Raw genomic sequence first — 25,517 nt, 5'->3', positions numbered from 1 at the left:
TAGATCAATGAACCGTATAATCCCGCTTTAGTTGTCACCGACGCGATAATTCAGGCTAACCGGCGATAACTGCTTCTTAAGCTTCCATTTCGGTTTAATGGGTTTCAATGGGTAAGTGCGTTTACGGGCGACGATAAAGTACAACGACCCGATGACCGGCAGCAATTCCGAGCACGCGTTTTCAAACCACACTCCACAGGTTCGGTGACGCGTAGCAGGGAGTAGCCCAAAGCAGGACGTGTCGACAATTTCATAGTTCAATAGACTCAGCCAGTCCCTGATCCGAAATGGTGTGAACATTCTGCCATTCCAGGGCAACTTATTCTTACGCCAAGGGATTAAACGGCCGATCCCCATCAAACTACTGGGATTTACTCCTGAGAGGATCAGGTAACCATCGTCTATCATGACTCTGTCAATCTCACGCAACAGCCGATGGGGATCATTGGTGTAATCAAGCTGGTTAGCCAACACGCAAACATCGAACGCTTTGTCTACAAATGGCAGATCGTAGTTATCGGCCTCCATATTGCGCAGAGGGTTGAGCTTGTCAATACAGACCTGATGCTGGATGTTACAATGCCCAGTCACAAGCTCACAGCTAAGGCCACCTAGCTTTAGCATGTGGTAACCAAAAAGGCGGGGCAACCATTCATCCAGACGCGTTTGTATATGCGTGCAAACCCACTCGCCGTGTGCGAATTGGTCCCACGTATAAGGGTATTCCAGTGGGCGTTGGCTGCGTGCTGGCTTCATAGTATTTTTTAAGTTATAGCTGGAGAAATTCAATGCTATCTGTAACAAGCATACCTGCATTCAATGACAATTACATCTGGCTACTAAAAAATGATGACAATCACTGTGTTGTCGTCGACCCAGGCGATGCCGCGCCAGTTTTGTCAACCTTGAACCAAATGGAATTAACACTAGACGGCGTACTGGTAACCCACCATCATCATGACCACATCGGCGGTATTCAACAACTGCAAGAAGCGTTTCCTGACCTGACAATTTACGGCCCTGATAGTGATCGCTTTTCTATGGTTACCCATCCGTTGAAAGATGGAGACCGTTTTACCTTGTTCAATACCCTCTTCACTACCATTCAGGTTCCAGGGCACACTCTCGACCATATAGCCTATTACGCAGAAGGAATACTGTTCAGTGGCGACACCCTATTCTCTGGCGGTTGTGGCAGGCTGTTTGAAGGTACACCGACGCAAATGTACCAATCCCTGATTCGCCTGGCTTCCCTACCGGACGATACACAGGTGTTTTGTGCACATGAATACACACTATCTAACCTGGAATTTGCCCAAGCTGTGGAACCTAACAATATTGCACTTAATGATTATGTTATTGATGCAAAGAAAGTTAGGGCGAAAAATCAGCCAACACTGCCCAGCTCTATTGGCCTGGAAAAGCGTATAAACCCATTTCTCCGATCTCATATCGACAGTGTCAAAGACGCCGTAGTTCAGCGCGCGAGTGACCTAACAGATACCGAAACATTTGCCGCACTCAGACGCTGGAAAGATGAATTTTGATACAAACCACTTGTTAGTGAGAATTTGTATTGTGTATAATATTTGACCGTTTTTTTTGATAGTGCAGAGAGTGATGATGTTCCGTTACGTGTTAGCAGGATCGATGTTTATCGCAGGATGCCAAATTACCGGCCAAAGTGATGTCGCGACCACGACTAATACACAAAAGCAACAAACAAAAGCTCTTCTCACAACTGACAGTATGCAAACAACTGTCAGTACTGACCATGTCAAGGAGGTTGTGCCAGCCATAAACCCACAGGCGCTAGAAAATGTTTGGGAGCGGATTGCCATCCAGCTAAAGATGGAAATTCCTGAGAATGAGCGTGTGAAACACTACCGAAATTGGTATTTGAAGCACCCGCAACATATGAAGATTGTGGCGGAGCGTGCTGAGCCTTTTCTCTTCCTCATTACCGAAAAAGTGGAAGCGAGAGGTATTCCTCTAGAAATTGCTTTGCTACCTATAGTAGAGAGTGCTTTCGACCAGTTTGCCTATTCTCACGGAAGAGCTGCGGGCCTATGGCAATTTGTACCTGATACCGGTCGACGTTTCGGTTTGGATCAAAACTGGTGGTATGACGGTCGCCGCGATGTTGTTGCATCTACCGATGCTGCATTGGATTTATTGGAATACCTTCACAAAAAATTTGATGGTGACTGGCTTCACGCCTTAGCCGCTTATAACACAGGAGAAGGTCGGGTTTTCCGTGCAATTAGAAACAACAAAGCCAAAGGTCTACCTACCGATTTCTGGTCTCTCTCATTGCCAAAAGAAACCAGCGGCTATGTGCCAAAGCTGCTTGCTATCGCCGATGTGATAAGAAATCAAAAGCGCTACGGGGTAGCATTACCCGCTATTGCGAATAAGCCCGTTGTTGAACTGGTGGAACCCGGTGTGCAGATGGATTTGGCACTGGCAGCAAACTATGCTGGGCTCACCTTATCTGAGCTCCAAAACCTGAATCCAGGTTACAACCATTGGGCGACAGCGCCGGAAGGGGCAAACCATCTGCTACTGCCGAAAGAAAGTGTCACACGTTTTAACAATAACCTTGCTGAAAATAATAACCAAGGCATCAAAGTGACTCGGTACAAAGTTAAACGCGGTGATTCTCTGGGCCTGATTGCCCAGCGCCATAATACAACCGTCAAAATGATACAACGTGCCAATAGCATAGATGGAAGCAATATTCGTGTTGACGAGCACCTACTTATTCCAACATCGCTTGAAGATGAAAGTCTGTATACGCTGAGCGCTCCCCAGCGTTTGGCTAAACTGACCAGCCAAAAACGTGGTGACATCAAACTCACTCACACGGTACAAAAAGGTGACAGTTTATGGTCTATCGCTAGGAAACATGGCGTGTCCCACGCCTCTCTAGCACACTGGAACGGGATGGCACCGAAAGATCCACTGCGAACAGGCCAAGATCTGGTCATTTGGAAAAAAGCAGAGGAAAACGCACGTATCCGTACAGTTGTTTACCAAATCCGTGAAGGTGACTCACTGAGTGGTATTGCTGCGCGTTACAAGGTATCCGTTTCCGATTTGGTGAAATGGAATTCGCTGAAGAAGAACTCTTATATACAACCTGGGCAAACACTGAAGCTGCATATCGACGTGACGAAAGTCAGCGCATAACCTTCTTACTTCTGAAAAAGCGCACAGTGTATTCACCGTGCGCTTTTTTATTTGTCGGTTTACATTACCATCGGATGGCGTTTCATCATGCGAATCCCTTCTCGCTTAAAACAATCTACCAATGGATTTTCTGCCATGTCCGCCCGCCAAACAAAAGAGAGTGAACGGGAAATATCCAAGTCTGGCACCGTCAGCGCTACCAATTTACCATTATCAATATATCGCTCCACCTCCAAATAGGGGAGACACGTCAGATATTGTCCATGAGCAACTAAGCTGCGAATTACCGGAACATGCTCATACTCCCGCCACACATCCAGATCAGCAATATGTCCTGCGATAGCCCTTTCAAATGCCATCCGCGTCCCCGATCCATGCTCGCGGAGGATCCACTTCGCCTGCTCCAATTGCGCCATACTCACGCGCTCACATTTGGCAAAAGGATGGTGGGCAGCCGCAACAATAGTAAGATGATCAGTACACCAAGGTTCTTGATGCAGACGGCAATCATCAACACGTCCCTCGATAATCCCCAGATCATAACGGTAGTCCAACACACCTTGGATGATAGAACTGGTACTGTGCACTTTCAGGGAAATTCGAATTTCTGGAAAATCATTATCAATAATACTGATAAGGTCTGGAACCAAGTGCTCGGCAGGGGTTTGGCTCGCCCCTAGCCGGATCTCCCCACTCAACAAATGCTGGTCGTAAAAGCCCAGCTCAATTTGTTTGGCGTCCCGGAGCAGCCGTTTAGCCTTTGGGCGCAGCCAGGATCCCCAATGTGTCAGGATAAGGCGCTTTCCTTTTCGTTCAAAAAGAGGCCTTCCTAACATTTTCTCCAGTTGTGACAAAGACATACTGGTCGCTGATTGGGTCAAAGACAACATATCTGCAGCCTGACTGACACTGCCACAATCAGCCACGGCATCAAAAACTGCCAACTGCTTAAGTGAATAGCGCATCACTTCCCTCCCCGGAAAAGCAGCGAACGTTAAACCTCTTTATTATTATGGATTTATTGTACTCACTCTAAAAAAATCATCAATAAAACTGAATACAAAACAAAGGATTATCAATTGTACTACATGGCGTACCCTCATTTAGTCTTAAAAGGAAGCTAGGTATTTCGCCTGCCTCACAAAAGAAGGAATACACTATGAAACAAAACAGGAGGGGAAGCGATGTCAACCGCGTATTCTGATCACCACTTCGTCTCAGTAAAAGGATTTTCCGCAGCCGAAATGATGTCTGAGGCTGAAAGGTATGCACTGAAAAAAATCAGTAAACGCAGTAGTGCAACCATCAGTCTGGCCGTGCTGGCAGGCGCCTTTATCGGCCTTGCATTTATGTTTTACATCACAGTAACAACTGGCAATGACACTGCCAATTGGGGCACTAACCGTCTAATTGGTGGGCTAGCCTTTAGCATGGGGTTGATACTGATCGTTATTTTTGAAGGCGAGCTGTTTACCAGTACTGTGCTTTCCAGCATTTGTTGGGCCAATAACCAGGTTGGCATCACTAAACTTTTCAGTACCTGGGGCAAAGTCTATGTCGGTAACTTTATCGGTGCGATGATCATAATGATATTAGTAGCAGCAGCTGGACTATATCAGCTTGATGGTGGCCAATGGGGATTAAACGTACTGAATATCGCCCAACACAAATTGCATCATACCTGGCTTGAAGCGTTCACTCTGGGCGTACTCTGTAACATCTTGGTATGCACTGCCATTTGGTTAACTTTTTGCTCAGCAAACCCTGCAGTGAAAGCTGTCATGACCATGTTGCCAGTAGCGATGTTTGTATCAAGCGGGTTTGAGCACAGCATAGCAAACATGTTTATGGTGCCTTTAGGCATCGTCATTGCCCACACCTCGCCTGACGCGTTCTGGATGCAACTAGGTGTGGAAGCGTCGGCGTATAGCGATCTCACTGTGTCCCACTTTATCACCAATAACCTTGTTCCAGTGACACTCGGCAACATTGTAGGCGGTGCCGTCCTGGTTGGACTCGCCAACTGGGGAATTTATAGAAAACAACTACAACAGCCAGATATGCAAGCTGTCAACTCGCCAGTGACACTTCACGAAGCAAGTAAGGATTCCACTATGATGAATAGTATAAAAGTAAAAGACTTGATGAATACCACTCCCATCGTCCTGAAAGCCAGTGATCGCACCGTAGATGCTATTGATGTCTTGCTTTCCAATCAACTAACTGGGGCACCGGTTTGTGATAGCCAGAAACATGTGATCGGTTTCTTCTCTGTCCATGATGTGATGGTGAACCTATGGTGTGAGGATTACCTACCTGATGCATCACAATGCGTTGGCGACCTTATGAACGGGAAAGTCACTGCATTAAGCAGCAATGACAGCTTGGTGGACGTTGCAGAGTTTCTGGTGGTCGACAGAGAAACAGCGTACCCGGTATCGGACATGGGCATCGCAACCGGCCTTTCTTATAAGCCACTGAAAGAGCGGGTACGTGAAGCAAAAATCAGTAAGCCTCACATCCTGCCAGTGCTTGAGAATGATCGTCTGGTTGGTGTGATATCCCGTTCAGATGTGCTTAAGGCGATGCGCCCCCTATACAATATGGCTGACGTTTCCAACGAAATGTCGAGAGCTATCTAACCTCAAAAAGGCAGCGTTATTCGCTGCCTTCCTTTTCTTCTATTCAAAGACAAGTCTTGCTTCAATCTTTGCATGATCAGACGCATCTGTTGCTAATGACCTCGCGCTTTCCAACCGCATGCCGCGGTAAAAAAGATGATCCAGAGGATGATTGAAAACCCTCAGTCGTTGATCCGGTTGGAAACGAGCTTCCAATAACCCTAATGTGCCAAGTTTAGTCTTTACTACTGACAGTCTTTCATCGCTCCAGGTATTCAAATCACCAGCAACGATCAAGGGACCTTCTAGTGACTTGACAGCCTCAACTAAGGCATCCAACTGCTCAGAATAGTCTTTGACACCATAAGTAAAGTTGATACTGTGCAGATTAATCACTGACAAAATCTCACCATTCGACAGTTTGAAAGCACTGTAAAGTGCACTTTTTGGCAAACGCAGATATGGCTCAATCTTGGTGTAAGCACAAACGGTTTGCGGCTTAACCTTAGAAAGTGTCATTACTCCCGCTATCTCGCCATTAATTGCAAAGGCATAGGCTTGGTTACTGTGCCATCCGCCCTGCTCAATATACGAGATCATTTCAGGCCTACTCTGTGCTTCTTGAAGTAAAATCACCTCATTTTCTGCAGCCAGCGATTTCAATTCGGTATCCCAACCATCCAATTGCTGCTTATAAATATTCCAGACAGCAATATTCAATGGCATTGATGCATCAATAACAGAAGCATCCTGGTAATCATGACATCTCACTTTCCCATGCCCATGGGTCGAGGCAAGTTGTGGAGAATCAGGAACATCAATAAAAAAATAAGTAAACGCGATACCGCAAACAAAAAAGGCTAAGCAGAGAATAACCCAGAGATTACGTAATCGTTTCATTATGCAATCGGCCGCTCGGTATTTATTTAACAGGCAAAGTCAGGGAAGAATACACACAAACGGCCATCCGGGACAGCGTATCTTCCGTCAAATTTTTCAATGTACTTAACACAAAAAGGCCATCCTTTCGGATGGCCTTTTCGACGTACTTTTTGTCTTCACTTTTTCAAAAAGTGAAAGAAAATTAGACGCCTGGCGATGTCCTACTCTCACATGGGGAGACCCCACACTACCATCGGCGCTGCTCTGTTTCACTTCTGAGTTCGGCATGGAGTCAGGTGGGTCCAAAGCGCTATGGTCGCCAAGCAAAATTTTGTCAGGAACAAAATTTAACGCACCTCAGTGCGGCCCGTCAGGGTCAAATACACGGATGTATTTGATAAATTCCTTCCTTAAATCTTGGAAAGCTGTCTGTTCTCAACACATTCAATGTTCTGTTTGAGTCCGCCAAAACCCCTTGGGTGTTGTAGGGTTAAGCCTCTCGGGCAATTAGTACAGGTTAGCTCAACGCCTCACAGCGCTTACACACCCTGCCTATCTACGTCGTCGTCTCCAACAACCCTTCAGGATACTTTAAGTATCAGGGAGAACTCATCTCGAGGCTCGCTTCCCGCTTAGATGCTTTCAGCGGTTATCAATTCCGAACTTAGCTACCGGGCAATGCCACTGGCGTGACAACCCGAACACCAGAGGTTCGTCCACTCCGGTCCTCTCGTACTAGGAGCAGCCCCTCTCAATTCTCCAACGCCCACGGCAGATAGGGACCGAACTGTCTCACGACGTTCTAAACCCAGCTCGCGTACCACTTTAAATGGCGAACAGCCATACCCTTGGGACCGACTTCAGCCCCAGGATGTGATGAGCCGACATCGAGGTGCCAAACACCGCCGTCGATATGAACTCTTGGGCGGTATCAGCCTGTTATCCCCGGAGTACCTTTTATCCGTTGAGCGATGGCCCTTCCATTCAGAACCACCGGATCACTATGACCTGCTTTCGCACCTGCTCGAACCGTCATTCTCGCAGTCAAGCGGGCTTTTGCCATTGCACTAACCTCACGATGTCCGACCGTGATTAGCCCACCTTCGTGCTCCTCCGTTACGCTTTGGGAGGAGACCGCCCCAGTCAAACTACCCACCAGACACTGTCCTCACCCCAGATTATGGGGCCAAGTTAGAACATCAAACATACAAGGGTGGTATTTCAAGGATGGCTCCACGGCAACTGGCGTCACCGCTTCTTAGCCTCCCACCTATCCTACACATGTAGGCTCAATGTTCAGTGCCAAGCTGTAGTAAAGGTTCACGGGGTCTTTCCGTCTAGCCGCGGGTACACAGCATCTTCACTGCGATTTCAATTTCACTGAGTCTCGGGTGGAGACAGCGTGGCCATCATTACGCCATTCGTGCAGGTCGGAACTTACCCGACAAGGAATTTCGCTACCTTAGGACCGTTATAGTTACGGCCGCCGTTTACTGGGGCTTCGATCAAGAGCTTCTCCCTAAGGATAACCCCATCAATTAACCTTCCAGCACCGGGCAGGCGTCACACCGTATACGTCCTCTTTCGAGTTTGCACAGTGCTATGTTTTTAATAAACAGTTGCAGCCACCTGGTATCTGCGACTGCCCATAGCTCCATCCGCCAGGGACTTCACCGCGGGCAGCGTACCTTCTCCCGAAGTTACGGTACCATTTTGCCTAGTTCCTTCACCCGAGTTCTCTCAAGCGCCTTGGTATTCTCTACCCGACCACCTGTGTCGGTTTGGGGTACGGTTACTGATAACCTGAAGCTTAGAGGCTTTTCCCGGAAGCAGGGCATCAATGACTTCACTACCGTAGTAGCTCGACATCGTGTCTCAGTGTATAGCAAGCCGGATTTGCCTAACTCGCCCACCTACGCACTTGAACCAGGACAACCGTCGCCTGGCCCACCTAGCCTTCTCCGTCCCCCCATCGCAGTTATCAGCAGTACGGGAATATTAACCCGTTTCCCATCGACTACGCCTTTCGGCCTCGCCTTAGGGGCCGACTTACCCTGCCCCGATTAACGTTGGACAGGAACCCTTGGTCTTCCGGCGAGGAGGTTTTTCACCCCCTTTATCGTTACTCATGTCAGCATTCGCACTTCTGATACGTCCAGCATGCCTTACAGCACACCTTCAACCGCTTACAGAACGCTCCCCTACCCAATGTGCCTAAACACACTGCCGCAGCTTCGGTGTATCGCTTAGCCCCGTTACATCTTCCGCGCAGGCCGACTCGACCAGTGAGCTATTACGCTTTCTTTAAATGATGGCTGCTTCTAAGCCAACATCCTGGCTGTCTGAGCCTTCCCACATCGTTTCCCACTTAGCGATAACTTGGGGACCTTAGCTGGCGGTCTGGGTTGTTTCCCTCTCCACGACGGACGTTAGCACCCGCCGTGTGTCTCCCGGATACTACTTACTGGTATTCGGAGTTTGCAAAGGGTTGGTAAGTCGGGATGACCCCCTAGCCTTAACAGTGCTCTACCCCCAGTAGTATTCGTCCGAGGCGCTACCTAAATAGCTTTCGGGGAGAACCAGCTATCTCCGGGTTTGATTGGCCTTTCACCCCTAGCCACAAGTCATCCGCTAATTTTTCAACATTAGTCGGTTCGGTCCTCCAATTGATGTTACTCAATCTTCAACCTGCCCATGGCTAGATCACCCGGTTTCGGGTCTACGTCATGCAACTGAACGCCCAGTTAAGACTCGGTTTCCCTACGGCTCCCCTATACGGTTAACCTTGCTACATAACGTAAGTCGCTGACCCATTATACAAAAGGTACGCAGTCACCCCATCACTAAGCCACCTCTGCTTGATTGGGGAGGTTGACCAACGCGTCGCGTTGTTAACCGCCTTTCAAGTAAGGTACCTGGACCACTAAGTCTCAGTAACTTAGTGATGGGGCTCCCACTGCTTGTACGTACACGGTTTCAGGTTCTATTTCACTCCCCTCACAGGGGTTCTTTTCGCCTTTCCCTCACGGTACTGGTTCACTATCGGTCAGTCAGGAGTATTTAGCCTTGGAGGATGGTCCCCCCATCTTCAGACAAGATAACACGTGTCCCGTCTTACTCGTTTTCACTCACTGTGCGTTGTCGTGTACGGGGCTATCACCCTGTATCGCGCCACTTTCCAGAGGCTTCCACTAACGCACAATCAGCTTAAGGGCTGGTCCGGGGTCGCTCGCCGCTACTGCCGGAATCTCAATTGATTTCTTTTCCTTCGGGTACTTAGATGTTTCAGTTCCCCGAGTTCGCCTCATTAACCTATGGATTCAGTTAATGATACTGGCTTATGCCAGTGGGTTTCCCCATTCGGAAATCCGAGAGTATCGTGACTCTTACCGTCTTCTCTCGGCTTATCGCAGGTTAGCACGTCCTTCTTCGCCTCTGACTGCCTAGGCATCCACCGTGTACGCTTAGTCACTTAACCCTACAACCCCAAGAGGTTTCGTAGCTTTAAACAACCAAGGTTTGTCATCGTTCGATGACGATTTCGCCGGACTCAAATTCCAAGAACACTTGAATGTGTTTGGTGTTAACTCTTAAGAGTTAACATTTGAGAACTTTTACAAACAAGCTTTATCTCTTTCGAAACAAAGTTGTTTAGTCAGCTTTCCAGATTTTTAAAGAGCAAAGTGATGTTAAAACCACTTTTTAAATATTCTCGCAAGAACACTTAAAGAGTGGTGGAGCTATGCGGGATCGAACCGCAGACCTCTTGAATGCAAATCAAGCGCTCTCCCAGCTGAGCTATAGCCCCACATCGATACTTAGTTTGTGACCAACAGCTTTCAAAACAAGGCGTGAAAGGAGGACGTTTAGTTCACTAAACGACGAGTTTCACAACGCAGTGTTGGAAGTTGTTGGTGGGTCTGAGTGGACTTGAACCACCGACCTCACCCTTATCAGGGGTGCGCTCTAACCACCTGAGCTACAGACCCATCTAAGTAATGTTCTTTCTCTTTTTGACCGTAGCAATCTGTGTGGACACTCGCATTCATAGCTTCGTTAAGGAGGTGATCCAGCCCCAGGTTCCCCTAGGGCTACCTTGTTACGACTTCACCCCAGTCATGAACCACACCGTGGTAAACGCCCTCCCGAAGGTTAAGCTATCTACTTCTGGTGCAGCCCACTCCCATGGTGTGACGGGCGGTGTGTACAAGGCCCGGGAACGTATTCACCGTGGCATTCTGATCCACGATTACTAGCGATTCCGACTTCATGGAGTCGAGTTGCAGACTCCAATCCGGACTACGATGCACTTTCTGGGATTCGCTCCACCTCGCGGTCTCGCTGCCCTCTGTATGCACCATTGTAGCACGTGTGTAGCCCTACTCGTAAGGGCCATGATGACTTGACGTCGTCCCCACCTTCCTCCGGTTTATCACCGGTAGTCTCCCTGGAGTTCCCACCCGAAGTGCTGGCAAACAAGGATAAGGGTTGCGCTCGTTGCGGGACTTAACCCAACATTTCACAACACGAGCTGACGACAGCCATGCAGCACCTGTCTCAGAGCTCCCGAAGGCACCAATCCATCTCTGGAAAGTTCTCTGGATGTCAAGAGTAGGTAAGGTTCTTCGCGTTGCATCGAATTAAACCACATGCTCCACCGCTTGTGCGGGCCCCCGTCAATTCATTTGAGTTTTAATCTTGCGACCGTACTCCCCAGGCGGTCTACTTAACGCGTTAGCTCCGAAAGCCACTGTTCTAGACAACAGCCTCCAAGTAGACATCGTTTACGGCGTGGACTACCAGGGTATCTAATCCTGTTTGCTCCCCACGCTTTCGCATCTGAGCGTCAGTCTTTGTCCAGGGGGCCGCCTTCGCCACCGGTATTCCTTCAGATCTCTACGCATTTCACCGCTACACCTGAAATTCTACCCCCCTCTACAAGACTCTAGCCTGCCAGTTCAAAATGCCACTCCCAGGTTAAGCCCGGGGCTTTCACACCTTGCTTAACAGACCGCCTGCATGCGCTTTACGCCCAGTAATTCCGATTAACGCTCGCACCCTCCGTATTACCGCGGCTGCTGGCACGGAGTTAGCCGGTGCTTCTTCTGCCGCTAACGTCAAATTACGCAGCTATTAACTACGTAACCTTCCTCACGGCTGAAAGTGCTTTACAACCCGAAGGCCTTCTTCACACACGCGGCATGGCTGCATCAGGCTTGCGCCCATTGTGCAATATTCCCCACTGCTGCCTCCCGTAGGAGTCTGGACCGTGTCTCAGTTCCAGTGTGGCTGATCATCCTCTCAAACCAGCTAGGGATCGTCGCCTTGGTGAGCCTTTACCTCACCAACCAGCTAATCCCAACTGGGCCCATCCTGACGCGAGAGGCCCGAAGGTCCCCCTCTTTGGTCCGAAGACATTATGCGGTATTAGCCACCGTTTCCAGTGGTTATCCCCCTCGTCAGGGCAGGTTCCCAGCCTTTACTCACCCGTCCGCCGCTCGCCGCCCAATAAATCATCCGAAGAATCTTTATTGTCGCTGCCGCTCGACTTGCATGTGTTAGGCCTGCCGCCAGCGTTCAATCTGAGCCATGATCAAACTCTTCAATTAAAGTTTTTGGCTCGATGAAATACTGTATAAATTGACTGTGCCGATAACCCCGAAGAGTTTTCGTTTTGGTCACTCAGCTTCATCGATAAATCTTTTGTCTATCAATGACGAGTGCCCACACAGATTGCATAGGTCAAATTGTTAAAGAGCCTTCTCAGCTTCGCTGAGCGGAGTTGGATTTAAACGCAACTCTTTTTTTTAGTCAAGCACTTTTGCTTTCCTCCGGCCAGCAGGAAACTTCGCAGTGCTGACGAGGGGCGCATTATAGGGAGAAATTTTTTGTTGGCAATACCTTTCTTAAGAAAAATCACTTTTCAGCCACAAGAGAGTAAAACCTCACCACAATGAGCAAAAATACAACAAAGAAACATATCCAGTGATGTCTATAGCACCTCTCATACTGGATTTGTTACGTCATTCGGGGCAGTAAAATCATCAACTTCAATGACCCCATGAGCAAATATAAAAAATACCCTCGGTCTTTAAAGTACTGAGGGTATTGTTCATTATTAGTAGGATAACTTAATGGGTCGATGTGCTAGTTTGTTGGTGTTATCTCGCTTAAGAGCCTGTTGGATTTACAAAGGAAAAGGCTAAATCGCCTCTTCGTCTTCTTCACCAGTACGGATGCGCACTACACGCTCCACATCAGTCACAAAGATCTTGCCATCGCCAATTTTGCCGGTTTGTGCTGTTTGTACAATGGTCTCTACGCATTGCTCTGCTACGTCATCCGCCACCACAATTTCCAACTTCACTTTGGGTAGGAAATCCACCATATATTCCGCACCACGGTACAACTCAGTGTGACCTTTTTGGCGACCAAAGCCTTTGACTTCAGACACTGTCATACCCGTAATACCGACTTCAGCCAGCGCTTCACGCACGTCGTCAAGCTTGAACGGCTTGATAATCGCTTCGATTTTTTTCATATCGCATTCCCTTAAAGTCTGGATTAAGCAATCGTCTCAATACGTTAATTGTAACCTTACCGTACCCGGTTGGCGCGTTTTTCACGCATAATTTAAACGAGAGGCTTCTTCCATGCCATGCTGTTGGCATCGTTACAGGCAAAAGGAGGCTGATAGCCAGAGTTGGCCAACAACGCCTGCATCGGTCTGCGTCCAATCACTGCACCACAGTCCACTTTCAGTACAAATGTCACTGTCGATGCATATGCTTCCAACGCATTGAGCAGGGTTTTACCAATGCCCTGCAGGCGACTTGCCTGATCCACTTCCAGCAGAGTCAGCGTCGCTTCCTCGACCATGAGTCCATTGTGACGTTTTTGATGTTGAAGTACTGCCACAGCAACGGGTTCACCGTCTTTTTCAGCCACTAACATCGGGATCTCCTGAGTGACTTCAGGTGCATTCACTTGCGCCAGAGAAGGAAAACGGCGCTTTAGGGATTCCGGGACTTGTCCGGATGGAATAAGCGTAAAACTGATCGCACTGTCCATTGCATTTCTCTCCATAAAATTGCCGAAACACTTTACCCTCTCGCCAATACTGGATGCAATCAGATAAAAAAACCGCCACCAAAAGGTAGCGGCTTGTGTCACACGTTTAGATTTTAAACCATGCCTGTCAACCAAGCTTCACGCGGGCATTGCGGAACATGCGCATCCAAGGGCTGTCCTCTCCCCAGTTGTCCGGGTGCCAAGAGTTTGCCACGGTGCGGAATACACGCTCAGGATGCGGCATCATGATAGTCACGCGGCCATCACGGGTCGTAAGGCCAGTAATACCATTTGGCGAACCGTTAGGGTTTGCCGGATAAGACTGGGTCACGTTGCCGAAGTTGTCCAGATAACGCAGCGCAACCGTGCCGGAGGCCTCAATGGCGCTCAGGTGTCCTTCATCACGCACTTCCACACGGCCTTCCCCATGCGAGACAGCAATTGGCATGTGAGATCCTGCCATTCCACTCAAGAATAGTGATGGGCTGTCCTGAACCTGTACCAGACTGAAACGCGCTTCAAAGCGCTCTGATTCATTGCGGACAAAGCGCGGCCACAGATCCGCGCCTGGAATAAGCTCGTGCAGGTTGGACAGCATCTGACAGCCGTTACACACACCCAGTGCAAAAGAATCACCACGGTGGAAGAAACGCTCGAACTGGTCACGAGCCTGCTCGTTGAACAAGATAGATTTTGCCCAACCTTCACCTGCGCCCAACACATCACCGTACGAGAAACCACCACACGCTACCAGGCCGTTAAATTCGTTCAATTGAACTCTACCTGACAACACATCACTCATATGGACGTCTTTGGCATCAAAGCCTGCACGATCAAACGCAGCCGCCATTTCCACGTGGGAATTCACACCCTGCTCTCGCAAAATCGCCATTTGCGGACGTGCACCGGTGGCAATAAATGGTGCCGCGATATCTTCGTGTACATCAAACGTCAGGCTTGCAGAAAGACCCGGGTCAGCCACATCTTTCTTGGCGGCAAACTCTTGCCGTGCGCAATCTGGGTTATCACGCATAGCCTGCATCTGATACGTCGTTTCCGCCCAAATAGTGCGAAGCGCAGTACGGTTTTGCTCCAGAACCAGTGCACCACCGTTCCAGATGCGGACAGTATCATCGTCATTCAGGGTACCGATAACATGGCTGCACGCTTCCAGACCGTGTGCAGAGAGCGTTGACAGCACTGCATCCAGATCATCAGTGCGAACCTGCACCACAGCACCCAGTTCTTCATTGAACAGGGCTGCGAGTACATCGGTACATTCTCCGTCCTCCGCCAAGGTATTAATGTCTACTTCCACACCCACGTGGCCGGCAAACGCCATCTCTGCCAGTGTGACATAGAGACCACCATCACTGCGATCATGGTAAGCCAACAGTTTCTCTTCCCGCACCAGAGCTTGCATCGCATTGAAAAAGCCTTTCAACAATTCTGGATTATCAACGTCAGCAGGTTTGTCACCCAGTTGTTTGTAAACTTGCGCCAGTGCCGTTGCGCCAAGACGGTTTTGTCCCTGGCCAAGGTCTACTAATACCAATGCGCTGTCGCCTTTGTCGGTGCGAAGCTGTGGCGTGACTGTCTTGCGGATGTCTTCCACACGACCGAAAGCGGTAATAATAAGCGACAGTGGCGAGGTATTTTCTTTCTGCTCGCCATTTTCTTCCCAGCGGGTTTTCATCGACATTGAGTCTTTACCCACAGGAATGGTCAAATCCAACGCCGGGCAAAGTTCTTCGCCCACGGCTTTCACTGCTTCATACAAACCCGCATCTTCACCCGGGTGACCTGCTGCTGCCATCCAGTTTGCAGAGAGCTTGATACGCTTCAGATCGCCAATGTCAGCACAGGCGATGTTAGTGAGTGCTTCCGCCACCGCCAGACGCGCAGACGCGGCAAAGTCCAGCAGGGCAACCGGCGTGCGTTCACCCATGGACATGGCTTCGCCGTGGTAAGTATCATAACTCGCAGCTGTTACCGCACAGTTTGCGACGGGCACCTGCCAAGGCCCCACCATTTGATCACGCGCAACCAGACCGGTGACGGTACGGTCACCGATAGTAATGAGAAAGGTTTTCTCTGCCACTGCCGGTAAACGCAGAATGCGTTGGGTTGCCTCTTCGAGGTTGATACCGTCACGGGCGATTGCCTGACCTTCCACTTTCAGCGAAGTGACATCACGGTGCATTTTCGGTGGCTTGCCAAGCAGAATATCCATCGGCATGTCGATCGGCGTGTTGTCGAAGTGGCGGTCTTCCAGTGTCAAGTGACGTTCTTCAGTCGCTTCACCAACAACGGCATACGGCGCACGTTCACGCTGGCAAATCGCATCAAACACGTCCATGTTCTCCGGTGCAACCGCCAGCACGTAGCGTTCCTGTGATTCATTACACCAGATTTCCAACGGGCTCATGCCCGGCTCATCATTGGGCACATTACGCAGCTGGAATTTTCCGCCCCGTTCACCATCATTCACCAATTCCGGCAGAGCATTGGAAATACCACCAGCACCAACATCATGGATAAAGGCAATCGGATTTTGCTCACCAAGCTGCCAGCACCGGTCAATCACTTCCTGACAACGACGCTCCATCTCTGGGTTTTCACGCTGTACAGAAGCAAAGTCCAGATCTTCTGATGATTGGCCTGATGCCATGGAAGACGCTGCACCGCCCCCCAGACCGATATTCATCGCCGGCCCACCCAGCACGATCAGTTTCGCACCAACGGGGATGTTCTTTTTCTGAACGTGCTGGTCACGGATATTCCCCATGCCGCCCGCAATCATGATCGGCTTGTGGTAACCGCGCACCTCTTCGCCATTATGCGACGTAACTTTTTCTTCGTAGGTACGGAAATACCCCAACAGGTTTGGACGACCGAATTCGTTATTAAATGCTGCGCCACCCAACGGGCCTTCTAGCATGATATCCAGGGCATTAACGATACGATCCGGCTTACCAAAATCCGTCTCCCAAGGCTGCTCATAACCCGGAATTCTTAAATTAGAGACAGTAAAGCCTACCAGCCCCGCTTTTGGCTTGCCGCCAATACCGGTCGCCCCCTCATCGCGGATTTCTCCTCCCGAGCCGGTTGACGCTCCCGGCCATGGGGAAATCGCCGTTGGGTGGTTGTGGGTTTCCACTTTCATCAGGATGTGTGCATCTTCCTGGTGGTAATTGTACTGACGGGAGTCAGGATCGGGGAAAAAGCGACCAACCTTGGATCCCACCATCACGGCTGCGTTGTCTTTGTAGGCGGACAGGACATAGTCGCTATTGTGTTCAAAGGTGTTTTTGATCATCTTGAACAGGCTTTTTTCCTGATCGACACCATCAATCGTCCAGTCTGCGTTGAAAATCTTGTGGCGGCAGTGCTCAGAGTTGGCCTGCGCAAACATCATCAGCTCGATATCGTTAGGATTACGCCCAAGTTTGGTGAAGTTTTCCACCAGATAGTCAATTTCGTCTTCCGCTAATGCCAGACCCAGTTCAAGGTTGGCTTTCTCCAGCGCCTCACGGCCACCAGATAAAATATCAACCGCAGTCATCGGTGCAGGTGTCGCTTCCTTGAACAGCGTTGCCGCATCATTCATATCAGCAAACACCACTTCCATCATCCGATCATGAAGCAGCCCTGCCAGCTCTTTTTGCTGCTCTGCCGATAAGTCTGCTGACAGTTCAACATAATAAGCCGTGCCACGCTCAAGGCGTTTGACTTGACTCAGGCCACAGTTGTGAGCGATGTCAGTGGCTTTGGAGGACCAAGGAGAAATGGTGCCAGGGCGAGGCGTGACGAGGAAAAGGGTTCCGGTCGGTGTATGCTCGGCGATGGTCGGGCCGTAAGTAAGCAGGCGATCCAGCTTTTGTTTTTCGTCTTCACTCAAAGGAGTACTGAGATCAGCAAAATGAATATACTCAGCATAGAGGCTGGCTACTGGCAAATTATTACTTTTGCAGCTTTCCAGCAGTTTTTGGATTCGAAATTCAGACAGAGCGGGGGAACCACGCAAAATTTCCATGTGCGTACGTCTCTCGGTTAGCGATGGATTAAAGTGATATTGACCTAACCCCATGATTTATCACACAGGGAGTATTTATAGCAGTCATGCCAATATCACTTATAATGGCTTCGGGCCCGTATTATAGGGGAAAAAAGTGAGCGATGTAACACTTGACGCAACCGTTTGCGTAACTTTTTTTGCCTTGCTATTTTTGCGCAATTATTCACCACAAATGTTAATGACCTATCATTTAGATAACAACAGTTGGGTATACTTCCCTGCCACTATTCGCTACATTCGCCAAGTTGTAATTACCGCTTAACTTTCAGCTTTAAGCCAGCTTTGATATAACAGTCCCCAAACTCTAGATGTAGGCATAATTTTTTGAACGAGAACGCTGTAAAACAAATCTATCAACTGCTTACAGGCCTTTTTCTGGCGCTTCTTCTCGCGGGATGCGAATGGAAATATGATGACAGAACAGCACTGGAAAAAATTCGTGACCGTGGTGTTTTACGCGTAGGTACGCTGAATAACAAGCTTTCCTACTACATCGGCCCAGATGGCCCAACCGGTCTGGACTACGAACTCGCCTCCCAGTTTGCTCATAGCTTGGGCGTCAAACTTGAGATGCAGCCAGCCTATACGCTCTCAGGCCTTTTTCCTGCCTTAGAGCGCGACGATGTTGATATCATCGCCGCCGGCTTAACCATCACCAAAGATCGGCTCGAGCATTTTCGCCCTGGGCCAGCGTATTATTACGTCACCCAACAGCTGGTGTACAAAAATGGCCATTGGCGCCCGCGTAAAGTGACCGAGATAAACAAAGGTGGAGCCCGTGTCGCGGTAGTGGAAGGCTCCAGCCATGCTCTCACCCTTCAGACCATTCAACGTGAATCCCCCGAACTTGAGTGGGAGAGCGTCACAGATGCCGATGATGATGAACTGTTGAAACAAGTGGCCGACGGCAAGCTCGACTTCACCATTGCTGACTCAGTGGATATCGCCCTGGTACAGCGCACACACCCTTCGATCGCCGTTGCCTTAAGCCTCACAGAGGAAGAACCGATAGCCTGGTTTATGAAAAAATCACAGGACGACAGTGTGTATGCCTTGATGATCGAATTTTTTGGCAAAAAGGCCAAAAACGGTGAACTGGCAGCACTGGAAGAAAAATATTTTGGCCATGTCGACAGTTTTGACTTTGTTGATACCCGTGCCTTCTTACGGGCTATTGATAAAAAGCTTCCCAAGTGGGAACCACTGTTTAAAAAATATGCCGATGAATTTGACTGGCGTTTGCTAGCTGCGCTTTCCTATCAGGAATCACACTGGAACCCACGCGCCGTTTCACCAACCGGTGTACGCGGCATGATGATGTTGACCTTACCAACAGCAAAATCTGTCGGTGTTAAAAACCGACTCGATCCGGAGCAGAGTATCCGCGGTGGCGCTGAATACCTTCGCAAAATGCTCCACCGCGTGCCGGACAGTGTGAATGAGCACGAAAAAATCTGGTTTGCATTGGCCTCTTACAACGTCGGATTTGGTCATATGATGGATGCGCGCCGGCTAACCAAAGCCCAGGGTGGCAACCCTGATTCTTGGGCGGACGTGAAAGAGCGCTTACCTTTATTGGCTAAGCGTCAGTACTACAAGCAAACACGCTACGGATATGCCCGCGGCTATGAAGCACTGAGCTATGTGGAAAATATCCGTCGTTACTACCAGAGTATCGTCGGCTATGAACAGGACGAAGCGCAAGCTATCGCCAGCGACATGGCGGATAACCTTGATGGGTTACAAACCATCAAGGTTGATGAGCCGGATGACACTGTTAACAATGAGACCGAGAGGGTTGAAGAGCAATCCATTGGCGGTAAAAAAGCCAATGATGCCAAGTCGCAGGAAGAAGACGACAAATCTGGCTAAGCTTGTAGCATTGTCATCATCTATTCACACTCTGTGTTTATAAATGTAACCTCCGAGCGCAGAACAATGACTGCGCTTGTTTATTCAAAGGAAGTACGGATGTTTGCGAAAAAACGAAAAGCCCAAGCCAGTTTTGCCCGTAACTCCAGTGCAGCATTAAACCGCCGTAAGCGTAAGCGTAACGTCGCCCTGAAAAAAGTGCTGTGGCGACAGCGTACATTCGCAATCCGCGAATTTGCCATGATGGATGAACGTTATTAATTGCTGGTGTTTCGGGAAGGATCCTGCACCACTTTGCGCGCTTCTTTCTCTGCTTTTTTCTCCTGACGGCGACGGCGGAAAAAGGCCTGCAGTTGCTCACGGCATTCCTCTTCAAGCAGCCCCCCCTGAAACTGCACATGGTGATTCACACCGTCATAACTCAGCAGGTTCATCACACTCCCTGCTGCCCCCGTTTTATAATCCGGCGCGCCGAAAACCACCTTACCAATCCGGCTGTGCACCATGGCTGACGCGCACATTGGGCATGGTTCCAGCGTGACATACAGTACTGCATCTAACAGGCGGTAGTTTTGCAGCGTTTTTCCCGCCTGACGCAGTGCCATCATTTCAGCGTGTGCAGTGGCATCATGCTGGCCAATCAGGCGATTCCAGCCTTCACCTACTACCACACCGTTATGGACCACCACGGCACCGACCGGCACTTCTCCTTCTGCTTCGGCCTTGGCTGCCAGCGCTATCGCACGGCGCATAAACTGCTGATCTAATTCACTCTGTGTCACTGTATTTCAATCTCAAGTTTACTCTGCAGTGGAGTATAACACTCACTGTTTGTTAGGATGATACGCCAATTTCGCTGCCAGAAAATCCACCAGCAATTTCACCCGGAGTGGCTGTAAGCGGCGGTGAGGAAACAAGGCCCAAATCCCTTCTTCCATGTCTTCATAGGCATTGAGTACCTTGACCACTTTTCCTGAAGCCAGTGCATCGTTCAGGTAATAGTCAGGCAACTGGATAAGCCCTTTGCCACGAATCGCCGCATCCAGCAAAGCAATACCACTGTTACAACGAAGTAATCCCCTGACCCGCACCGAGCGCTCTTTCCCCTCTTCACGGAATCGCCAGTAATCATGCTGGCCACGAAGACAATTGTGCTGAGCCAATTCTGACAGGGTATGTGGCGTGCCATGTTTAGAGAGATACGCCGGAGAACCACAGACAATCAGACGGCGGGTTGAGAGACGTTTGCACACCATGGAAGAATCGGTTAAACGTCCCAGACGTAAAGCAACATCACAGGAGGCATCAACAAGATCCAAGGTGGCATTGGTCAGATCAACATCAATCTGGATCTCAGGATACGCATCCATGAAGTCAAGGATCAGCGGCATGACGACCTTTTCCCCATACGTCACCGGAGCAGTCAGCTTGATATGACCGTTGGGTGTTTCATGTAACTGGGTCACCGCGATCTCGGCTTCTTTTAAACCATCGGCCAACAGCCGGCAATGCCGGTAGTAAATATCCCCTTCTTCTGTGGTTGACACCTTTCGTGTGGTTCGGAATAAAAGTCGGGTATTTAAACGCTCCTCCAACAGGGAGATCTGTCGGCTGATATGTGCCGTCGACGCACCGAGGCGCTTTGCGGCTTTGGTAAAACTTGCCGTCTCCACCACCGCCAAAAACTCTGAAACCCCTTGCCACTCTGACATTGTTCCCTACCAGTAAAAGTCTATTGCCACTAAAGTGGATTATCACACAAACAGAAACAAATAGACTAAGTGTCACACTTAACGTGTCACAAAACTGAACTCGCTACCCCTGCATATATCACCTAGGGTTAGACGATAAGGGACTGACCAGATCAAAAAGAGGATGTATTCATGGCAGAACAATTTATTAAGTCTCGTGCAGCGGTTGCATGGGAAGCGGGCAAACCCCTCAGTATCGAGGAAGTGGATGTCATGCTACCCAAAGCAGGCGAAGTCCTGGTGCGTATTATTGCGACCGGTGTTTGCCACACCGATGCTTTCACCCTCTCCGGTGACGATCCTGAAGGAATTTTTCCGGCCATCTTGGGACACGAAGGCGGTGGCATTGTGGAAATGGTCGGCGAAGGCGTCACCAGCGTTGAAGTGGGCGATCATGTCATCCCGCTTTACACCCCAGAGTGCGGCGAATGTAAATTCTGTCTGTCAGGCAAAACCAACCTTTGCCAGAAAATCCGCGAAACCCAGGGCAAAGGCCTGATGCCAGACGGCACTACCCGTTTTTTCAAAGACGGTCAGCCTATCTATCATTACATGGGCACCTCAACGTTTTCTGAGTATACGGTATTGCCTGAAATTTCACTGGCAAAAGTGAACAAGGAAGCGCCTCTGGAAGAAGTGTGCCTGCTGGGCTGTGGTGTCACCACCGGTATGGGTGCCGTATTAAATACCGCGAAAGTGCAAAAAGGCGATACCGTCGCGGTATTCGGCCTGGGGGGGATCGGCCTTTCTGCCATCATTGGTGCCGCCATGGCAGGGGCCAGCCGTATCCTTGGTATCGATATTAATGAAAGTAAGTTTGCACTGGCGAAAAAGCTGGGAGCGACAGATTGCATTAACCCGAGCAAATACGATAAACCCATTCAGGACGTGATTGTGGAAATGACCGATGGCGGTGTCGATTTTTCCTTTGAATGTATCGGAAATGTCAATGTGATGCGCTCAGCACTGGAATGCTGTCACAAAGGCTGGGGGGAATCGGTGATCATTGGCGTGGCCGGCGCGGGACAAGAAATCTCAACCCGTCCATTCCAGTTGGTCACCGGCCGAGTCTGGCGCGGAAGTGCCTTTGGTGGTGTGAAAGGGCGTTCAGAATTGCCGGAAATCGTCGAACGTTACATGGCTGGCGAATTCAAACTGGATGATTTTATTACCCATACCATGGGTCTGGATGCCATCAATGAGGCATTCGATCTGATGCATGAAGGCAAGAGCATCCGCTCTGTCATCCACTATGATAAGTAAGCCGCTTTTCTCACTCAATAAAACCCCACGCAGGCGGCACAACACCGCCTGCTTTGGAGTCCAAACATGAGCCTTGAAAATATCAGCAGTAACCACAGTTTCGGCGGTTGGCATAAACAATATACCCACACCTCGCGCACGGTTCACTGCAAGATGCGCTTTGCGATTTTCCTGCCACCACAAGCATCAGAATCCAACCGGGTACCTGTGCTTTACTGGTTATCAGGATTGACCTGCAGCGACGAAAACTTTATGCAAAAAGCAGGAGCGCACCGCGTGGCTGCAGAATTGGGCGTAGCCATTGTGGCACCGGATACCAGCCCCCGCGGTGAAAATATTCCTGACGATCCGGACGGTGCCTACGACTTCGGTATTGGTGCAGGTTTCTACCTGAACGCGACTGAAGCCCCCTGGAACCGTTTTTACCAGATGTACGACTACGTAGTAAAAGAACTGCCTACTGTTATCGAAGCACACTTTCCGGTCAACAGCGTAAAAGCGATCGCCGGTCATAGCATGGGCGGTCATGGCGCATTGACCATTGCCCTGAAAAACAGTGACGATTACCGTTCAGTGTCGGCGTTTAGCCCCATCGTTAACCCAGCGGCTGTTCCATGGGGTGAAAAAGCCTTTACCCATTATCTGGGGGAAAACCGCGAAACCTGGTTCCAGTACGACAGTTGCGCTTTGATCAAACAAGCAGGTAAGCATTTGCCTATACTGATTGACCAAGGGGATGCAGATCAATTTCTGCATGAACAGCTCAAACCCGGAAATCTTTTGCAAGCGGCAGAAGACGCCGGTTATCCGTTAGAACTGCGCATGCAGGAAGGTTACGACCACAGCTACTACTTTATCGCCAGCTTTATTGAAGACCATCTGCGTTTCCACGCCAAACACATGGGCTAACGGCACCATATAATAACAAAACCCAGCATTGGCCGGGTTTTGTTGTTCGGGTCTGCCTTTACCGCCAATGGAATATTGGCGCAGGAAAACACTTAGAGCTGATAGGTATAAGGTGCCTGAATGCCCAGAGGAATACCCAGCGCCCAGTATGCCATAAGGAACAGTGACCAGCCGATCAGCATCGCAATCGAATACGGCATCATCATCGATGCCAGGGTGCCAATACCCGTGCTCTTCACATAGCGTTGGCAGTACACCACTACCAGCGGGAAAAACACCATCAGTGGCGAGATAATGTTGGAAACTGAGTCACCCACACGATATGCCGCTTGCGACAACTCTGGGGAAATACCCAGCGCCATCAGCATTGGAACCAGGATTGGACCAATCAATGCCCATTTCGCTGACGCAGAGCCAATTAAAAGGTTAACAGATGCCGTCAGCAGGATCATACCAACGATGGTCAGTTGCGCTGGCATATTTAACGCTTTCAGGAACGCCGCCCCTTCCAGTGCCAACAATGTGCCGATATTTGATTGGCTGAATGCGGCAAGGAATTGCGCACAGAAGAAAGACATTACCAGATACGCACCCATGGTTGCCATGGTATCACCCATAGCTTTGATGATATCGCCCTGAGTCTTAAACGTACCCGCCACTCGGCCATACACCACCCCTGGGATCACAAACAGGATAAAGATCAGTGGCACGATAGATTTCATCAATGGCGCAGAGAATGCGGTCAGCTCGCCTTCTGAGGAACGCAGTGCGGAAGATTCAGGGATCAAAGCCACCACCAGCAGCGCAATGCCCGCAAGCATCACAAGACCTGCACGATTGAACGCTTTACTTTCAATCGCCGAGAAGCTGCCCAAATCCGGTGCCTTTTCTGCATCGTCGTCGATAGGTAATTTGCTCAGACGTGGTTCGATAATTTTCTCTGTCACATACCAGCCGATCGCCACAATCAAAAATGATGATAAGCCGGTAAAGTACAGGTTTGCCAACGGGTTCACCACATAGTCTTTATCAAGCACCTGGGCAGCTGACTGGGTAAAGCCTGCTAACAATGGATCAATACCCGCAGGAATGAAGTTAGCAGAAAAACCACCGGACACACCGGCAAATGCCGCTGCAATCCCTACCAACGGATGACGACCAGCAGCGTGGAAAATAATCCCGCCAAGTGGGATCACTAGCACGTAGCCGGCATCTGCTGCTGTGTGTGACACAATCGCAACCAGAATCAGCGCCGGTGTCAGCAATTTCTTCGGTGTCACATTGAGCATTTTTTTCAGGCCAGTAGTGATAAAGCCTGAGGCATCAGCGACACCTACACCCAACATCGCCACCAAAACAATCCCCATGGGGGCAAAACTGGTGAACGTCGTCACCATATTGGCCAAGAAACTCGCCAGCGCTTCGCCCGTCAACAGGTTCTTAATTTCAACAGCCTGGCCAGTAACAGGATGGGTCAGGCCAAAATCGACCTGAGAAAGAATGGCGGACAGGCCCCATATAATTAGAAGTCCATAGAAGAACAGGAGAGCGGGTTCAGGGATCTTATTGCCTGCTTTTTCAATCCAGTTCAGGAACTTTTCCATACCGCCACTTGGCGCGTCAGGACGATTGCTCATGGCATGGTTACTCATTTAAAGCTCCGAGTTTTTACAGTGTGTTTGCATAGAATGATCGAATTCGCTGATAAGCTTGAAACGACGTCATAATTGGTAAGCAATACAAAATACACATATGAAACCAAATTGACAGTGACTAATCTCAATTAAAATCATTTTTTCAGCACATTAGTTCAATTTACACACCAATAAAAACACAAAACAAACAAGGATGGCCAGAATAAATAACACAGAAAACATC

17 protein-coding genes, 2 tRNA genes and 3 rRNA genes are annotated in these 25,517 nt (G+C 49.4%); 8 read left to right on the top strand and 14 right to left on the bottom strand.

Annotated features, from left to right (window positions below):
- Positions 1–27: 27 nt before the first annotated feature.
- Entirely contained in the window at positions 28–756 is a 729-nt protein-coding gene (locus AC6IB1_RS05425; protein ID WP_497568129.1) for a methyltransferase domain-containing protein, read from the bottom strand.
- A 32-nt stretch (positions 757–788) separates the two neighbouring features.
- Here AC6IB1_RS05425 and gloB point away from each other — a divergent pair, with 32 nt between their 5' ends.
- Complete coding sequence (gene gloB, locus AC6IB1_RS05420) at positions 789–1,547, top strand: hydroxyacylglutathione hydrolase (RefSeq protein ID WP_497568128.1); 759 nt, start codon at positions 789–791, stop codon at positions 1,545–1,547.
- Between the two features lie 73 nt (positions 1,548–1,620).
- Positions 1,621–3,192 carry a LysM peptidoglycan-binding domain-containing protein gene (locus tag AC6IB1_RS05415; RefSeq protein ID WP_497568127.1) on the top strand — a complete coding sequence of 524 codons (1,572 nt, stop codon included), beginning with the start codon at positions 1,621–1,623 and terminating at the stop codon, positions 3,190–3,192.
- 59 nt (positions 3,193–3,251) lie between these two features.
- Here AC6IB1_RS05415 and AC6IB1_RS05410 read toward each other — a convergent pair whose 3' ends face one another.
- Positions 3,252–4,157 (bottom strand): LysR substrate-binding domain-containing protein, encoded by a 906-nt coding sequence (locus tag AC6IB1_RS05410; RefSeq protein ID WP_040529334.1) that lies wholly within the window; start codon positions 4,155–4,157, stop codon positions 3,252–3,254.
- A gap of 219 nt (positions 4,158–4,376) precedes the next feature.
- On the opposite strand from AC6IB1_RS05410, the gene focA reads away from it, so the two are divergent.
- A complete protein-coding gene (gene focA, locus AC6IB1_RS05405; RefSeq protein ID WP_497568126.1) occupies positions 4,377–5,834 on the top strand; it encodes a formate transporter FocA in 1,458 nt (485 codons plus the stop codon).
- 39 nt (positions 5,835–5,873) lie between these two features.
- On the opposite strand, the gene AC6IB1_RS05400 is transcribed toward focA, so the two are convergent.
- The 9 genes from AC6IB1_RS05400 to purL all read right to left on the bottom strand — a co-directional run bounded on the left by AC6IB1_RS05400 (position 5,874) and on the right by purL (position 17,802).
- On the bottom strand, positions 5,874–6,713 hold the full coding sequence (locus AC6IB1_RS05400; RefSeq protein ID WP_497568125.1) for an endonuclease/exonuclease/phosphatase family protein: 840 nt from the start codon (positions 6,711–6,713) through the stop codon (positions 5,874–5,876).
- Positions 6,714–6,903: 190 nt separating this feature from the next.
- Positions 6,904–7,019 (bottom strand): 5S ribosomal RNA (gene rrf, locus AC6IB1_RS05395).
- Positions 7,020–7,181: 162 nt separating this feature from the next.
- Positions 7,182–10,173 (bottom strand): 23S ribosomal RNA (locus AC6IB1_RS05390).
- A 254-nt stretch (positions 10,174–10,427) separates the two neighbouring features.
- Positions 10,428–10,503: transfer RNA gene (locus AC6IB1_RS05385), tRNA-Ala, on the bottom strand.
- A gap of 104 nt (positions 10,504–10,607) precedes the next feature.
- Positions 10,608–10,684 (bottom strand) — tRNA-Ile (locus tag AC6IB1_RS05380).
- 68 nt (positions 10,685–10,752) lie between these two features.
- Positions 10,753–12,304 (bottom strand): 16S ribosomal RNA (locus tag AC6IB1_RS05375).
- Together the 16S, 23S and 5S rRNA genes with 2 tRNA genes alongside form the textbook arrangement of a ribosomal RNA operon.
- A 593-nt stretch (positions 12,305–12,897) precedes the next feature.
- On the bottom strand, positions 12,898–13,236 hold the full coding sequence (gene glnB, locus AC6IB1_RS05370) for a nitrogen regulatory protein P-II (protein ID WP_005506829.1): 339 nt from the start codon (positions 13,234–13,236) through the stop codon (positions 12,898–12,900).
- 92 nt (positions 13,237–13,328) lie between these two features.
- Positions 13,329–13,766 carry a GNAT family N-acetyltransferase gene (locus AC6IB1_RS05365; protein ID WP_497568124.1) on the bottom strand — a complete coding sequence of 146 codons (438 nt, stop codon included), beginning with the start codon at positions 13,764–13,766 and terminating at the stop codon, positions 13,329–13,331.
- A gap of 127 nt (positions 13,767–13,893) precedes the next feature.
- On the bottom strand, positions 13,894–17,802 hold the full coding sequence (gene purL, locus AC6IB1_RS05360) for a phosphoribosylformylglycinamidine synthase (protein WP_497568123.1): 3,909 nt from the start codon (positions 17,800–17,802) through the stop codon (positions 13,894–13,896).
- Between the two features lie 136 nt (positions 17,803–17,938).
- Here purL and AC6IB1_RS05355 point away from each other — a divergent pair, with 136 nt between their 5' ends.
- The 3 genes from AC6IB1_RS05355 to AC6IB1_RS05345 all read left to right on the top strand — a co-directional run bounded on the left by AC6IB1_RS05355 (position 17,939) and on the right by AC6IB1_RS05345 (position 19,977).
- Positions 17,939–18,106: a hypothetical protein gene (locus tag AC6IB1_RS05355; protein ID WP_497568122.1), complete on the top strand. Its 168-nt coding sequence runs from the start codon at positions 17,939–17,941 to the stop codon at positions 18,104–18,106.
- A 62-nt stretch (positions 18,107–18,168) separates the two neighbouring features.
- Positions 18,169–19,716: a membrane-bound lytic murein transglycosylase MltF gene (mltF, locus tag AC6IB1_RS05350; protein ID WP_497568121.1), complete on the top strand. Its 1,548-nt coding sequence runs from the start codon at positions 18,169–18,171 to the stop codon at positions 19,714–19,716.
- 99 nt (positions 19,717–19,815) lie between these two features.
- Positions 19,816–19,977 carry a hypothetical protein gene (locus AC6IB1_RS05345; RefSeq protein ID WP_005506833.1) on the top strand — a complete coding sequence of 54 codons (162 nt, stop codon included), beginning with the start codon at positions 19,816–19,818 and terminating at the stop codon, positions 19,975–19,977.
- Here AC6IB1_RS05345 and tadA read toward each other — a convergent pair.
- Positions 19,974–20,498 carry a tRNA adenosine(34) deaminase TadA gene (gene tadA, locus AC6IB1_RS05340; protein WP_497568120.1) on the bottom strand — a complete coding sequence of 175 codons (525 nt, stop codon included), beginning with the start codon at positions 20,496–20,498 and terminating at the stop codon, positions 19,974–19,976. The genes AC6IB1_RS05345 and tadA overlap by 4 nt on opposite strands.
- A gap of 42 nt (positions 20,499–20,540) precedes the next feature.
- Entirely contained in the window at positions 20,541–21,428 is an 888-nt protein-coding gene (locus tag AC6IB1_RS05335; protein ID WP_497568119.1) for a LysR family transcriptional regulator, read from the bottom strand.
- Positions 21,429–21,599: 171 nt separating this feature from the next.
- Between AC6IB1_RS05335 and AC6IB1_RS05330 the strand changes: the two genes are divergently transcribed.
- Complete coding sequence (locus tag AC6IB1_RS05330; protein WP_005506844.1) at positions 21,600–22,730, top strand: S-(hydroxymethyl)glutathione dehydrogenase/class III alcohol dehydrogenase; 1,131 nt, start codon at positions 21,600–21,602, stop codon at positions 22,728–22,730.
- A gap of 66 nt (positions 22,731–22,796) precedes the next feature.
- Positions 22,797–23,639, top strand: coding sequence for an S-formylglutathione hydrolase (gene fghA / locus AC6IB1_RS05325; RefSeq protein ID WP_497568118.1), 843 nt, complete (start codon positions 22,797–22,799; stop codon positions 23,637–23,639).
- A 92-nt stretch (positions 23,640–23,731) separates the two neighbouring features.
- On the opposite strand, the gene AC6IB1_RS05320 is transcribed toward fghA, so the two are convergent.
- Entirely contained in the window at positions 23,732–25,291 is a 1,560-nt protein-coding gene (locus AC6IB1_RS05320) for an AbgT family transporter (protein WP_497568117.1), read from the bottom strand.
- Between the last annotated feature and the right edge of the window lie 226 nt (positions 25,292–25,517).

It is taken from the genome of Grimontia sp. THUN1695 (genome assembly GCF_059704325.2).
The sequence above is the reverse complement of the archived record's forward strand: the minus strand, read 5'-3'. Positions and strand labels throughout refer to the sequence as shown.